The organism is Rhodovulum sp. 12E13, from assembly GCF_003340565.1.
GTDB lineage: Bacteria > Pseudomonadota > Alphaproteobacteria > Rhodobacterales > Rhodobacteraceae > HLUCCA09.
Genome location: NZ_QPLK01000003.1, coordinates 41,931 through 54,571 on the forward strand (window position 1 = coordinate 41,931; position 12,641 = coordinate 54,571).

Consider the following 12,641-nt stretch of genomic DNA (forward strand, 5'->3'; position numbering starts at 1 on the left):
ATCAGGGTGGAAAAAGCCCCGCCGCGGTCTCCCGGGCGGGGCTTTTCCGATCAGTTGCGGACGGCGGGGCCCTCGACCATCAGACCGTTGCCGCGCGAGGCGACGTAGAGCTCGAGCGCGACGAACTCGGGGCTGCCGACCGAGAAGGTCTCGGCGCGGGTGTCGCGGATGCAGCCGCGGAACCGGTTGTGCTTCGACACCAGGCCCGCCTGCTTGAGCCGATAGACCGGGAAGCCGTTGGTCTGGCCCTGGCTCAGGTGGTCGGCGCGGATCATCCGGCCGTAATTGTCCTCGTGGCAGTTGGCGCAGGCGAGCTCGAGCTGACCGAAGCGGGTGTAGTAGATCTCCTTGCCCTTCTCCCACGCCTCCTTCACCGGCCCGTCGGTGGCGACGTTGATCGGCAGCCCGCGCGAGACCGAGGCGATGAGGGCCGTCATGTTCTTCATGTCGCCGCTGTCCCAGCCCCAGGGCTCGAGGCCCATCCGCTCGGTCCGGCAGTCGTTGATGTACATCTCGGCGGTGTAGACCTCGCCCTTCTCCTCGTTCCAGTGCGGGAGTTCGGCGCGCAGGCCACGCATGCTCTCCGGCTCTTCGTGGCACGCGGCGCAGGACTCGCCGTTTGTGCCGATCTCCGCGTTCCAGACATCGCGCGCCTGGTCGACGAAGATGAAGGCCGGGTTGTCGAAATCGTCCATCTGCAGCGCCTGCGTCTCGTCAGAGCGGAAGCGCCAGCCGGAATAGATCGTGCGGACGTATTCCAGGTGCTCCGGCGCCGGCGCGTCCGTGACGATGTCGATCTCGCCGTTGACGACGAGGTTGTCGTCGTCGGGCCCGGTCTGCTGGGCCAGAGCGCCCGAGGCAAGCAGGGCGGCGGCCCCTGCCGTGGCCAGAAATGCCTTGATTTTCATGTGGTTCCTCCCTGGGGTGCCGACGCCCCGGTTCTTGCGCCGGGACGCCGCATGTGCGCCTGGGGTCGGCCTGCCCGAAAACGATCAGGCCGCTTCGACCGTGGCCGTCTCGGTGTAGACCGAGCCGTCGTCGTCATACCACGTGAAGACGAACTCGCCCGGCCCGGGCAGCTTGGCCTCGAACTCGAAATACGGGTTGGTCGAGATCGCGGGCTCCATCGTCACGTCGATCACCATCTCGCCGTCATACTCGCAGGTAAAACGGTGGATGATCGAGCGCGGAATGGTGTTGCCGTCGCTGTCCTTGCGCTGGCCCGACTCCATCGGGTGCGAGATCAGCGTCTTGAGCGTGTGGGTCTCGCCGGCCGCCGTCGAGCGGGGGGCGCGGACGCGGGGTTTGACGTTGTCTGCCATGTGTCTCTCTCCTCGATCCTGTCGCGTCGCTCAGCCGCCGCAGCCGCCGATCGTCACCTTGACCAGGGCGCTGGTCTGCACCACCGAGCCATCGGCCATCTTCGCCACGGCGATCACGTCCTGCGTGCCGGCGAGGCGGATTCGGGTGGAGGCGTGCTGCGAGCCGGCGAGCGGGCCGAACTTGAAGGTGGCGACGCCGGGCAGCGGGTTGCCGGCGGCCAGCACCATGACCTCGGTCGCGCCGGGCGCGTCGACCTCGATCGGCACGGTATTGCCGTTCTCGGCGATCTCGGGGGCGATCAGCGTGATGCCGCCTTCGCCCACGTCGGCACCGCCGGCGAACTCGGCGATCGCGTCCTCGGTGGCGGCATTGACACGGAAGGGCAGCACGCCCAGCGCGGCGGCGCCGAGGCCCAGGGCCAGCGTCTCGCGACGGGAAAAGATCATGTCAGGCTCCTCTGGTTGGATGGGGCGCGGGCACGGCCCGCTGGCATCTCTCACTGGTATTTCAGGGTCTTCAGGTAGGAGACGAGATCCTCGATCTCCTGCGCCGTCAGCAGGGGCGTGACCTCGCCCTCCTTGGCCTTGCCGGTATAGGCCTCGCCCACGCGGACGAACCCCTCGGTGCGGTAGAACGAGGGCATCATCGTGCCGGGGAACATCCGCTTGGCGTCGGCCAGGATGCCGCGCAATTCGGCCTCCGACCAGCGCGCGCCCACCCCGTCGAGCGAGGGGCCGATGTCGCCATGGAACGCAAGGTCGGACAGGTCGGTGACCTGGTGGCAGGCGATGCAGTTGCCCGCCCCCTTGTTCATCAGGACCTTGCCGTTCTCGACGTCGGGCGCCGCGTCGGTCAGCGGGGTCGGGATCGCCACCTCCTCCTCCCACGCGACCTGCGTGGGCGCGATCTCCTGCGCGAGCGCGGGAGCCGCGACGAGTCCTGCGGCGATGGTCGAGAGCAGTGCGCGTTTCATGTGTCCTCCCTGGCGGAGCCCGTGGACCGGGCCTTGCTCGTTATCTGCATACCGTAGCGCACGAACGCGTGACCTGGCAATGACGAATTCCATTTTGTGAATTCACATTTGGCCGCAGGGGCGCCCCATGTTGCGCTGCAATGCAGCAATTAACACCATATGCAGGTGATCTTTTCCGGTCGCGGCGGGTCCGGTCGCGGCGGGGCGCCCGGCATCCGCCCCCCACCCGCACGCCCGGCTCAGTCGAAGCTGCCGTTCGAGCGCTCCTCGATCCGGCGGGCGTGGTAGCGCTGGAAGTCCTCGCCGGTGTCGTCGATCATCTCGTAGCGCTTCTCGTTCACCCAGGTGAACATGTCGATCGTCGTGCCTTTGCCGAATGCGCCGGGCATCGTCGCCACCGCGGCCTCGGACACGGTGGCGCCGTCGGGCGCTTCTTCGGGCAGGAAGAGCAGCGTCGGCGTGAAGAGAATGCCCCATTTCCGCGCCAGCGCCTTTTCCGGCCGCGCGTCGCCGTCGAGATCGACCGCCTCGCGGTCGCCGTGCAGATTGAGCTGCACGACGAAGAAATTGTCCTCGATGTATTGCGACACGTCGGGATCGGAGAACACCTCCTCGTGCATCTGGATGCAGTAGATGCATCCCCGCTGCTCGAAGAAGATGACCATGCGCTTGCCCTCGGCCTGCGCCTCGGCGAGATCCTCTCCCAGATCGAGGAAGGTGTCGCGCATCCATGCCTGCTTGTGCAGGCCGTCGTCGCCGACCCAGCCCTCGGCGGCGGCGGACAGCGCCAGCGGCGCCGCCACGAGCGACAGCCCCGCGGCGAGCGCGAGGCGGCGGGTGAAGCGGGCGAGGCTCTCGCGGAGCGGGCTGTGGCGGGTCATTCGGCGTCCTCCCTGGGGCGGTGCTGTGTCGATGATGTGCCGGCGGCGCCGGACGGGGCAATGCCGCGCCGCAGCGGCACGGTGCGAAAAGGAGCGCGTCGCGCAACGGCCCGACACGGCGAAACGAATGTCCGGCCCGGAGTGGTCGGGCGGGGAAGGGTGTTCGGCCCGTGCACCGCGCTCAGCCCATCGCCGGGATGTAGTTGAGCATCCATTGAGCGATCACGTTCGTCGAGTTCGTGCCGATCAGCACGCCGAACAGGATCAACAGCGCGCCCATCACCTTCTCGATCTTGTCGAGGTGACGGCGAAAGCCGGCCATCCAGCGCATGAACGGCCCGATGAAGAGGGCGGCCAGCACGAAGGGCAGCGTCATCCCCACCCCGTAGGTGAACAGCAACAGCGCCCCGCGCCCCGCGCCCGCCGCCTCGGTCGCCGCGGTGAACAGGATCGCGGCCAGCACCGGGCCGACGCAGGGTGTCCAGCCGAAGGCGAAGGCGAGGCCGATCACGTAGGCGCCGAGGAACGACATGTTCGACGTGTCCCCTGCCTCGGCCCGGAACTGCCGGTAAAGAAAGCCGATGCGGAACACGCCGAGGAAATGCAGCCCCATCACCACGATCAGGGCAGCCGCGCCCATCCGCAGCCAGTCCATGTACTGCGTGACGAGCTGGCCGAGCGCCGAGGCCCCCGCGCCCATCGCCACGAAGATCGTGATGACCCCGAGCGCGAAGCATGCCGCCGAGATCACCGCACGCATGCGCACCGCAGGGGTAAGGACGGCCGTGCCGTCGGCCCCCGCCGAGATCTGGTTCATGCCGACGCCCGCCATGTAGGACAGGTAGAACGGCACGATGGGCAGGATGCAGGGCGACAGGAACGACAGGAGGCCCGCGGCGAGCGCGCCCATCAGGGTGACGTCGAGCATGTCTCCTCCCCAACCGGCCTGCATGGGGCGCGGTTGTCTTATTCTCGTATTCAGATTACGCTTGTCATCTGACACCCGTCAATCGGTGCTCGATGGCATACCGTTTCACCGCTCCGAAGGCCGCCGCCTTCGCGCTGGCCTGTGCGGCCCTCGCGGGGGGGATGCCCGCGCGCGCGGAGGCACCGGAAGCGGTCGAACTCGTGATGGTCGAGCAGCCGGGCTGCACCTGGTGCGCCCGCTGGAACGCCGAGATCGGCCCGATCTGGCCGCGCACTTCGGCGGGCGACTTCGCGCCCCTGCGCCGCGCGCAGTTGCGCGACATGCCGGGCGAAATGGCGCTCGAGCGCCGTGTGACCTTCACCCCCACCTTTCTGATCATAGATGGGCAGGGCGAGGAGCTCGGCCGGCTCGAGGGCTATCCGGGCGAGGATTTCTTCTGGCCGCTGATCGAGCGCCTGCTCGTCGACACGGCCGGATTCGCGCCGCAGGACGGCGCCACGAACTAGGGCCGCCAAGGGCCCGCCTGAAGGGAGGACTCACGCCATGACACGCCATTTCGCCGCCGCCGCGCTCGGCGCCGCACTCGCCCTGCCCGCCGCGCTCGCCGCGCCGCAGGAGGCGCGCGGGCAGGACGCGCTCGTGTCGTTCGAGGCGCTCGCGCCCGGGATCGCGCTCAAGGCCGCGCAGGCCGCGCTCGAGCATTGCACCGCGCAGGGCTACCAGACGGGCATCACCGTGACCGACCGCTTCGGCACCCCGCAGGTCTTTCTGCGCGAGCGCTTCGCGGGCGCCCATGTCTACGAGACATCGTTCCGCAAGGCGTGGACGGCGGCGAGCTTCGGCGACCCGACCTCGATGCTGGAAGAGAACACGCGCGCCGACAACGACACCAACGCGATCCGCGACCTCTCGCTGGTGCTGGCACTCGGGGGCGGGATGCCCATCGAATCGGGCGACGGCGCGCTCGTCGGCGCGATCGGCGTCTCCGGCGCGCCCACGCCCGAGGCCGACGACGAGTGCGCTCAGGCCGGCATCGACGCCATTTTCGACGACATCGCCTTCTAGGGGCCAGAGGATAGACCGATGGGACTGCCGCAGATCGACGAGAGCACCTCCGAGGCCGAGATCGAGGAGATCGCCGCCAAGGCACAGGACGCCGCCACCTTCCTCAAGGCGATCAGCCACGAGGGGCGGCTGATGATCCTTTGCCACCTCGTCTCGGGCGAGAAGACGGTGACCGAGCTCGAGCGGCTGCTCTCCGCCCGGCAGGCGGCCGTCTCGCAGCAACTCTCGCGACTGCGCCTCGAGGGGCTGGTCGTGCCGCGACGCGAGGGCAAGGCGATCTATTACAGTCTTGCCGACGACCGCCCCCGCAAGATCATCGAGCTGGTCTACGAGCTTTTCTGCGGCGACGACGCGCGCTGAGCCCGGCCGGGCGCGCCAACGGGCGCGCCCACCGCGTACCTGCTGAACGCGGCACCTGGCCCCGGCACGTCCTTCGCCGGCGCGCGTGGCCCCGGCGCGTCCGACCCGATCGTGCGCCCGGGATGTCCCGGGCAGCCGGCTGAAGGCCGGCGGGGTGCAACGCCCCCTGCCCCGGTCACAGCCGGCCCCGCGCGCCGCCTGCGACGTTTCCCGCCGCGACGCGACGCGGGCGGCTGTTCTAGGAAGGGCGGGCGCGAACAGGGAGGAGCGCGCATGTTCGATACGGCAACGGCGCTCGGCCTGTCCGAGCCTGCACTCGTCGCGCTGGTCGGCCTCGTCGGCGGCATCGTTCTGGGCCTCGCCGCCCGGCTCGGGCGCTTCTGCACCCTCGGCGCCATCGAGGATCTGCTCTACGGCGGATCAGACATCCGCATGCGGATGTGGGCGCTCGCGGTCGGGGTGGCCGCCACGGCCGTCTTCGCGATGGAGGCGGCGGGCTGGGTCGCGACCGGCGAGACGTTCTACGTCGCAGACGGGTGGAACCCGGTCGCGCATGTGCTGGGCGGACTGCTTTTCGGCTACGGCATGGCGCTCGCCGGCAATTGCGGCTACGGCGCGCTCGCCCGCCTCGGGGGCGGCGACCTGCGCGCCTTCGTGATCGTGCTCGTCATGGGTGTCTCGGCCTATGTGGTGCTGTCGGGCCCGCTCGCCGCGGCGCGCGTCGCGCTGCTGCCGCCCGACCTGATCCGGGGCGAGGTGCCGGCCGGGTTCGCCGCGCTCGGCGGCGCGCTGCTCGGCGTCGCCGACCATGCCGTCGGCCTCGCCCTCGGCCTTGCCATCGCGACCGCCGCGCTCTGGCCCGACCGGATGCGCCGCGAGGGGCGTGCCGTGCTGTGGGGCGCGGCTGTGGGCCTCGCCATCGCGTCGGGCTGGGCGGGCACCGCCTGGATCGCGGCGCACGGCTTCGAGCCCGCCGCGCTCGCCAGCCACTCCTTCGCGCGGCCGCTGGGCGACACGCTGCTCTGGGCGATGCTGGCGTCGGGGCTGACACTGTCGTTCGGCGTGGGCTCGGTCGCGGGGGTGCTCGGGGGCGCGCTGATCGGCGCGCTGATCCGCGGCCATTTCCGCTGGGAGGCCTGCGAGGACGCCCGCGAGTTGCGCCGCCAGATCGGCGGCGCGGCGGCGATGGGCGTGGGCGGGGCCGTCGCGCTCGGCTGCTCGGTGGGCCAGGGGCTGTCGGCGTTCTCGGTCCTGGCCTACGGCGCGCCGCTGACGGTCGCCTGCATCTGGGGGGGCGCCTGGCTGGGCCTGCGCCACCTGATCCACGGCTTCGCCCCGTCGTGAGCGCCGCGCGCGCGGCATGGGCAGCGCTTGTGCGGGGGGCCAGCCCCCCGCACCCCCCGGGATATTTCGGGCAAGAAGAAGCGGGATGAAGAAGAGGCGGTGGGGGCGCGGGTACGGCGAGCGGTGCCGGTGGTGATTGCGGCGGCGCGGGCGGCGGACGCGCGTCAGGCGACGCGGCGGCCGTTGGCGGCGTAGAGGGCGGCGATGGCGCAGGAGGCGAGCCGCGCCTTGTCGTCGTCGGCGCGACTGGTGAGGATGATCGGGACCTGTGCGCCGATCACGATGCCCCCCGCTTCGGCATGGGCGACGAAGGTCAGCTCCTTGGCCAGCATGTTGCCCGATTCGAGGTTCGGCACGATCAGGATCTCGGCGCGGCCCGCGACCGCCGAGGTGATACCCTTGGTGCGGGCGGCCGCGAGGTCGATGGCGTTGTCCATCGCCAGCGGCCCGTCGACGAGGCCGCCCGTGATCTGCCCGCGCTCCGACATCTTGGCGAGCGCGGCGGCGTCGAGCGTCGAGGGGATGCGCGGGTTGATCGTCTCCACCGCCGACAGGATGCCGACCTTGGGCTCGTGGATGCCGAGGGCGCGGGCGAGGTCGATGGCGTTCTGGGTGATGTCGACCTTGGTCTCGAGGTCGGGGGTGATGTTGATCGCCGCGTCCGAGATCATCAGCAGGTGCGGCAGGCCGGGCACGTCCATCACGAAGACATGGGAGAGCCGGCGCGCGGTGCGCAGGCCTCCCTCGCGCTTCACGATCGCCGAGAGCAGCACGTCGGTGTGCAGCCGGCCCTTCATCAGCGCCCGCGCGCGGCCCTCGTGGACGAGCGCCACCGCGCGCCGGGCGGCTGCGGCGTGGTCGGGCTCGTGCACGATCTCGAGGCCGGCGATGTCGGCGCCCATCTCTTCGGCAGCGCTGCGGATCGCGGCCTCGTCGCCCACGAGGATGGGGGTGATGAGCGTATGGTCGCGCCCCAGCAGCGCCCCGCCGAGCGAGTTCGGCCCCTCGGGCGCGACGACCACGGTGGGGATCGGGTCGAGCGGCTCGGCGCGCTCGATCAGCGCGTCGAAATGGGCGTGGCGCTGGACCGTCAGGCCGGGGATGTCGTCGGCGTGGAAGGTCTGCGGCTTCAGGGGCGCCTTCACCTCGGCCTCGCCCTCGACCACCACCGCCCCGTCGACATGGCACACGCGGGTGGCGAGCGTGACGACACCGTCATCGCCGACCTCTGTCACCGTGACCGTGACGATCAGCTCGTCGCCGGCCTGGGCGCGGCCGACGAAGCGGAGCGACTGCGCGCAGTAGAGCGTGCCCGGCCCCGGCAGCTGGTTGCCGAGGACCGACGAGATGAGGGCCGCCACCCACATCGAGGGCGCAACCGCCTCGGGGATGCCGTCGCCGTCGCCATCCTCGCGCGGCAGGTGAAGGGGGTTCAGGTTTCCGCTCGCGTTGGCGAAGACGTAGAAATCGTCGGCGAGACAGATGCGGCGCGTCTCGGCCTCCATGCCGGGGCGCAGCTGGTCGAGGGGGACGTTGGTGAAGACGGTCATGGGGTCTCCGTTGGGGCGCTGTCGCTCGGTCGCGGCCGACCCTAGCCTGCCGGCGTGTCGGCGCGAGCATGGCACGCTGCGGCAAAAGCTCCCTGCCCCGTGCGCAGCGCCGAGACGGAAAAGGGCGGGCCGGACGGCCCGCCCTTCCGTGCGCGTCGCGGCCCTGACCCGCCGCGGGGCGCGATCAGTTGGGGATGACCTCTCCGCTCGGGTGCGGCGTCGCGGCCGTCTCGGGCGGCAGGATCGGGTAGACCACCTCGGGCAACTCGCCGGTCAGCGACTCCAGGAACGCGGTGATCGCCTCGCTTTCCTCGGCCGCCAGGGCGGTGCCGAGCTGGGACTCGGCCATGACCTCGACGGCGGTCTGCAGGCTCCAGACGTTGCCGGAATGGAAGTAGGGCGCCGTCAGCGCGATGTTGCGCAAGGGAGAGGCGCGGAAGACATATTCGTCGTCGACCGTCTCGGTCACCTGATAGCGGCCCTTGTCGTCCTCCGGCAGGATCTCCGCGCCCGGCCGCTCCACGAGGCCGAAGGGGTAATAGCCGTTGCCGCCCAGGTTGACCCCGTTGTGGCAGGTCGCGCAGCCGGCCTCGAGGAACACCTCCATCCCGCGCTTCTGCTCGTCGGTCAACGCGTTGTCGTCGCCGTTCAGCCACGCATCGAAGGGCGAAGGCGTGATCAGCGTGGCCTGGAAGGCCTCGACCGCCTTGGCGAAGTTGTCGAAGGTGACGGGGTCGTCCTCTCCGGGGAAGGAGGCGTCGAACCACTCGACATATTGCGGCATCGAGTTGAGGGTCGCGAGGACGTTGTCGGGGGTGTTGGCCATCTCGACGCCCGCCTGAACCGGGCCCTTGGCCTGCTCGGCGAGGTTGGGCGCGCGGCCATCCCAGAACTGCGCGGTGTTGAACACCGCGTTCAGCACGGTGGGCGAGTTGCGCGGGCCGGTCTGCCAGCCATGGCCGATCGAGACGGGCATGTTGTCGTCGCCGCCGGTGGCGAGGTTGTGGCAGGAATTGCAGGAGAACACGCCCGATGCAGACATGCGCGGGTCAAAGAACAACGCCTTGCCCAGCTCGACCTTCTCCGGCGTGACGATGTTGTCGTCGAGCGCGGGGACGGTGGCAGGCACCGGCTGGAACATGTCCGACGCCCAGTTGCGCAGGTCGTCGTCCTGCGCAAGGGCCGGGCCGGCAAGCGCCGTGGTGAGCACAAGCGCGGTGGCGGTGCGGAAAACGGTCATGGCTACCTTCTCGTTACGTGGATCCTCCCGCGTCAGTTGAAGGCCGGCAGGGGCGGCCAACCTTGACCTCGATCAAGTGCAGGTCGCGGCTGTCGCACTTTCGGGCGCGTCGCGCGATCATGCCGCATCCGCGCGCGGGGTCGGCTCAGGGCTCGCTCCAGCCGTGCACATGCACGTCGCGCCCCGAATGCGCCCTCATGATCTCGGTGGCGATGCGCTCCTTTTCGGGGGCGTTCACCCGCACCCAGACCAGGATGCCGCCATGGGCGATCTGCTCGGCGTAGTAGTCCTTGTGGTGGCGGTTCACCCGGCGGGCCAGCAGCGTGCCGAGCACCGCGCCGGGCGTGCCGCCGACGGCGACCGCCGCGACCGAGCCCAAAAGCGTGCTTGCGGGCGTCAGCAGCACCGTCATGGCGATGGCCGAGCCGACGAAGAGAAAGCCGCCAACGATCCCGCCCTCCAGCTCGCCGATCGCCTCCTCCGAGACGAAGGCGGCGCGCGGCGCGTCCGCCTCGTCCTCGAGGTCGGCGGATGTCCACCAGTGCCGGCCGAACTTCGCCGCCATCGCCTCGTGCCCGCCGAGCACCGAGATGTCGTAGCGCGAGAAGCCGGCCATCATCAGGTCGTAGATCGTCTGCTGCAGCGTCTCGAAGCTGTCGAACACGCCGACCGCCTCGGGCACGTCGATGTAGTGGTCCGGCTTCGTCAGTCGGTGCTGGGTCATCGTCGTCTCCCCCTCTCTCCCGTGCGGGCGAGGATCGCCCGACCCGCCCGCACCCGCCTTGACCGGCGTCAACTGCGGATGCCTCCGAAACGGAATTGCGCCGCCGCGACAGGCCGCGCAACTTCGGGGAAAATGGGCGTTGACCCGGTGCGGCGCGGGGCCTACGTTCCACGCAATTCGGACGGAGAGAGCGATGCCTCGCCTTGTGGTAATCGTAGGAGACGCGTGCATGGGCCGGTAACCCGGACACCCTGACGAGGTCCCATGCGCGCCCCCGACTTGCCATCGGGGGTTTTTTCATGTCCGAGAGACAGACCGACGCGACAGATGCCGGATACGGAGTGGATCAGATGGCACAGCAGATGACCGGAGCGAGAATGGTGGTTCAGGCCCTGAAGGACCAGGGCGTGGACGTCGTATTCGGCTATCCCGGCGGCGCCGTGCTTCCGATCTACGACGAGATCTTCCAGGAGGCGGGCATCCGCCACATCCTCGTGCGGCACGAGCAGGGCGCGGCGCACGCGGCCGAGGGCTATGCCCGCTCCACCGGCAAGCCGGGCGTGGTGCTCGTCACCTCCGGCCCCGGGGCCACCAACACCGTGACGGGCATCACCGACGCTCTGATGGATTCGATCCCGCTCGTCGTGCTGACGGGCCAGGTGCCCACCTTCATGATCGGCTCCGACGCCTTTCAGGAGGCCGACACGGTCGGCATCACGCGGGCCTGCACCAAGATGAACTGGCTGGTGAAGGACACCGACCGGCTGGCCGAGACGATCCACGAGGCGTTCCACGTCGCCACCAACGGTCGCCCCGGCCCCGTGCTCGTCGACATCCCCAAGGACGTGCAGTTCGCCACCGGCACCTATGTCGCCCCTCAGACCGCCGATCTGGGCCATTACCAGCCGCGGGTGAAGGGCGACACCGAGATGATCACGCGCCTCGTCGAGGCGATGGAGACGGCCGAGCGCCCGGTCTTCTACACCGGCGGCGGCGTGATCAATTCGGGGCCGCGGGCGAGCCAGCTCTTGCGCGAGTTCGTGGCCGAGACGGGCTTTCCCGTCACCTCCACCCTGATGGGCCTCGGCGCCTACCCCGCGAGCGGAGAGAACTGGCTGGGGATGCTGGGGATGCACGGTCTCTACGAGGCCAACCTCGCCATGCACGGCTGCGACCTGATGATCAACGTCGGGGCGCGCTTCGACGACCGGATCACCGGCCGCATCTCCGACTTCTCGCCCCACAGCCGCAAGGCCCATATCGACATCGACCCCTCCTCGATCAACAAGGTCGTGCATACCGACTTCCCCGTGATCGGCGACATCGCCCACGTCCTCGAGGAGGCGCTGCGCATCTGGCGGGCCCGCGGGAGCAAGACCAACCGCGAGGCGCTGGGGAAGTGGTGGGCGCAGATCGGCGAATGGCGCGCGGTGGAGTGCCTGACGTTCCGCAACTCCGACACCGCGATCAAGCCGCAACACGCCGTCCAGCGGCTCGAGGCGCTGACGCGCGGGCACGACCGCTACGTCTGCACAGAGGTCGGGCAGCACCAGATGTGGGCGGCGCAGTTCATGGGCTTCGACGCGCCCAACCGCTGGATGACCTCCGGCGGCCTCGGCACGATGGGCTACGGCGTGCCCGCCTCGATCGGCGTGCAGGTCGCCCACCCCGACGCGCTGGTGATCAACGTCGCCGGCGAGGCGTCGTGGCTGATGAACATGCAGGAGATGGGCACCGCGGTGCAGTACCGGCTGCCGGTCAAGCAGTTCATCCTCAACAACGAGCGCCTCGGCATGGTGCGCCAGTGGCAGGAGCTGCTGCACGGCGAGCGCTACTCGCATTCGTGGTCCGAGGCGCTGCCCGATTTCGTCAAGCTCGCCGAGGCCTTCGGCTGCAAGGGCATCATGGTGAAGGACCCGAAAGACCTCGACGACGCAATCATGGAGATGATCGAGTACGACGGGCCGGTGATCTTCGACTGTCTCGTGGAGAAGCACGAGAACTGCTTCCCGATGATCCCGTCCGGCGAGCCGCACAACAAGATGCTGCTCGGCGATGCCACGACCCACGACGCCATCGGCAGCTCGGGCGCCGTGCTCGTCTGAGCCCCGGCACGGCGCGGAAGCGACGCTTCGAGACAGGAAAACGGCGCCCCGGGCGCCGTTTTTTTTCATGTGGCGCCGGGGTTTTGCAATTCTCGCCCGGCCTGCTAGGCTGCCGTCAGGGTCAGCGTTGCACCGGGTGCGCGCGCTG

The 12,641-nt window shown here is 69.6% G+C and carries 14 protein-coding genes; 5 read left to right on the forward strand and 9 right to left on the reverse strand.

Features of this window, described 5'->3' with window-relative positions; genetic code table 11:
• Nucleotides 1–50 precede the first annotated feature (50 nt).
• The 6 genes from soxA to DLJ49_RS03440 form a co-directional block, all read right to left on the reverse strand.
• Nucleotides 51–908: a sulfur oxidation c-type cytochrome SoxA gene (gene soxA / locus DLJ49_RS03415; RefSeq protein WP_115392122.1), complete on the reverse strand. Its 858-nt coding sequence runs from the start codon at nt 906–908 to the stop codon at nt 51–53.
• An 84-nt stretch (nt 909–992) separates the two neighbouring features.
• Nucleotides 993–1,322: a thiosulfate oxidation carrier complex protein SoxZ gene (soxZ, locus tag DLJ49_RS03420; RefSeq protein WP_115392123.1), complete on the reverse strand. Its 330-nt coding sequence runs from the start codon at nt 1,320–1,322 to the stop codon at nt 993–995.
• A 30-nt stretch (nt 1,323–1,352) separates the two neighbouring features.
• Complete coding sequence (gene soxY, locus DLJ49_RS03425; RefSeq protein WP_115392124.1) at nt 1,353–1,769, reverse strand: thiosulfate oxidation carrier protein SoxY; 417 nt, start codon at nt 1,767–1,769, stop codon at nt 1,353–1,355.
• Nucleotides 1,770–1,819: 50 nt separating this feature from the next.
• Nucleotides 1,820–2,296 (reverse strand): sulfur oxidation c-type cytochrome SoxX, encoded by a 477-nt coding sequence (gene soxX, locus DLJ49_RS03430; protein WP_115392125.1) that lies wholly within the window; start codon nt 2,294–2,296, stop codon nt 1,820–1,822.
• A 239-nt stretch (nt 2,297–2,535) separates the two neighbouring features.
• Nucleotides 2,536–3,177, reverse strand: a complete 642-nt coding sequence (locus tag DLJ49_RS03435; RefSeq protein WP_115392126.1) for a thioredoxin family protein — start codon at nt 3,175–3,177, stop codon at nt 2,536–2,538.
• Nucleotides 3,178–3,358: 181 nt separating this feature from the next.
• Complete coding sequence (locus DLJ49_RS03440; RefSeq protein WP_115392127.1) at nt 3,359–4,105, reverse strand: cytochrome c biogenesis CcdA family protein; 747 nt, start codon at nt 4,103–4,105, stop codon at nt 3,359–3,361.
• A gap of 92 nt (nt 4,106–4,197) precedes the next feature.
• Here DLJ49_RS03440 and DLJ49_RS03445 point away from each other — a divergent pair, with 92 nt between their 5' ends.
• The 4 genes from DLJ49_RS03445 to DLJ49_RS03460 all read left to right on the forward strand — a co-directional run bounded on the left by DLJ49_RS03445 (nt 4,198) and on the right by DLJ49_RS03460 (nt 6,874).
• Complete coding sequence (locus tag DLJ49_RS03445) at nt 4,198–4,611, forward strand: thioredoxin domain-containing protein (RefSeq protein ID WP_115392128.1); 414 nt, start codon at nt 4,198–4,200, stop codon at nt 4,609–4,611.
• Between the two features lie 37 nt (nt 4,612–4,648).
• Nucleotides 4,649–5,170, forward strand: a complete 522-nt coding sequence (locus DLJ49_RS03450; RefSeq protein WP_115392129.1) for a GlcG/HbpS family heme-binding protein — start codon at nt 4,649–4,651, stop codon at nt 5,168–5,170.
• Nucleotides 5,171–5,188: 18 nt separating this feature from the next.
• Entirely contained in the window at nt 5,189–5,530 is a 342-nt protein-coding gene (locus DLJ49_RS03455; RefSeq protein WP_115392130.1) for an ArsR/SmtB family transcription factor, read from the forward strand.
• A gap of 273 nt (nt 5,531–5,803) precedes the next feature.
• On the forward strand, nt 5,804–6,874 hold the full coding sequence (locus DLJ49_RS03460) for a YeeE/YedE family protein (RefSeq protein WP_115392131.1): 1,071 nt from the start codon (nt 5,804–5,806) through the stop codon (nt 6,872–6,874).
• Between the two features lie 164 nt (nt 6,875–7,038).
• On the opposite strand, the gene DLJ49_RS03465 is transcribed toward DLJ49_RS03460, so the two are convergent.
• The 3 genes from DLJ49_RS03465 to DLJ49_RS03475 all read right to left on the reverse strand — a co-directional run bounded on the left by DLJ49_RS03465 (nt 7,039) and on the right by DLJ49_RS03475 (nt 10,388).
• Complete coding sequence (locus DLJ49_RS03465) at nt 7,039–8,424, reverse strand: bifunctional enoyl-CoA hydratase/phosphate acetyltransferase (protein ID WP_115392132.1); 1,386 nt, start codon at nt 8,422–8,424, stop codon at nt 7,039–7,041.
• 184 nt (nt 8,425–8,608) lie between these two features.
• The gene (locus DLJ49_RS03470) at nt 8,609–9,664 is read right to left on the reverse strand and encodes a cytochrome-c peroxidase (RefSeq protein WP_115392133.1); all 1,056 of its coding nucleotides are present in this window, start codon (nt 9,662–9,664) and stop codon (nt 8,609–8,611) included.
• Between the two features lie 145 nt (nt 9,665–9,809).
• A complete protein-coding gene (locus DLJ49_RS03475) occupies nt 9,810–10,388 on the reverse strand; it encodes a hypothetical protein (RefSeq protein ID WP_115392134.1) in 579 nt (192 codons plus the stop codon).
• 350 nt (nt 10,389–10,738) lie between these two features.
• Between DLJ49_RS03475 and DLJ49_RS03480 the strand changes: the two genes are divergently transcribed.
• Complete coding sequence (locus tag DLJ49_RS03480; RefSeq protein ID WP_115392332.1) at nt 10,739–12,493, forward strand: acetolactate synthase 3 large subunit; 1,755 nt, start codon at nt 10,739–10,741, stop codon at nt 12,491–12,493.
• The last annotated feature ends 148 nt before the right edge of the window (nt 12,494–12,641 follow it).

Excerpts from the sequence above, each read along its gene's own strand:
- soxA (WP_115392122.1), bottom strand. The coding sequence starts at position 908 with ATGAAAATCAAGGCATTTCTGGCCACGGCAGGGGCCGCCGCCCTGCTT.
- soxZ (WP_115392123.1), bottom strand. The coding sequence starts at position 1,322 with ATGGCAGACAACGTCAAACCCCGCGTCCGCGCCCCCCGCTCGACGGCG.
- soxY (WP_115392124.1), bottom strand. The coding sequence starts at position 1,769 with ATGATCTTTTCCCGTCGCGAGACGCTGGCCCTGGGCCTCGGCGCCGCC.
- soxX (WP_115392125.1), bottom strand. The coding sequence starts at position 2,296 with ATGAAACGCGCACTGCTCTCGACCATCGCCGCAGGACTCGTCGCGGCT.
- DLJ49_RS03435 (WP_115392126.1), bottom strand. The coding sequence starts at position 3,177 with ATGACCCGCCACAGCCCGCTCCGCGAGAGCCTCGCCCGCTTCACCCGC.
- DLJ49_RS03440 (WP_115392127.1), bottom strand. The coding sequence starts at position 4,105 with ATGCTCGACGTCACCCTGATGGGCGCGCTCGCCGCGGGCCTCCTGTCG.
- DLJ49_RS03445 (WP_115392128.1), top strand. The coding sequence starts at position 4,198 with ATGGCATACCGTTTCACCGCTCCGAAGGCCGCCGCCTTCGCGCTGGCC.
- DLJ49_RS03450 (WP_115392129.1), top strand. The coding sequence starts at position 4,649 with ATGACACGCCATTTCGCCGCCGCCGCGCTCGGCGCCGCACTCGCCCTG.
- DLJ49_RS03455 (WP_115392130.1), top strand. The coding sequence starts at position 5,189 with ATGGGACTGCCGCAGATCGACGAGAGCACCTCCGAGGCCGAGATCGAG.
- DLJ49_RS03460 (WP_115392131.1), top strand. The coding sequence starts at position 5,804 with ATGTTCGATACGGCAACGGCGCTCGGCCTGTCCGAGCCTGCACTCGTC.
- DLJ49_RS03465 (WP_115392132.1), bottom strand. The coding sequence starts at position 8,424 with ATGACCGTCTTCACCAACGTCCCCCTCGACCAGCTGCGCCCCGGCATG.
- DLJ49_RS03470 (WP_115392133.1), bottom strand. The coding sequence starts at position 9,664 with ATGACCGTTTTCCGCACCGCCACCGCGCTTGTGCTCACCACGGCGCTT.
- DLJ49_RS03475 (WP_115392134.1), bottom strand. The coding sequence starts at position 10,388 with ATGACCCAGCACCGACTGACGAAGCCGGACCACTACATCGACGTGCCC.
- DLJ49_RS03480 (WP_115392332.1), top strand. The coding sequence starts at position 10,739 with ATGGCACAGCAGATGACCGGAGCGAGAATGGTGGTTCAGGCCCTGAAG.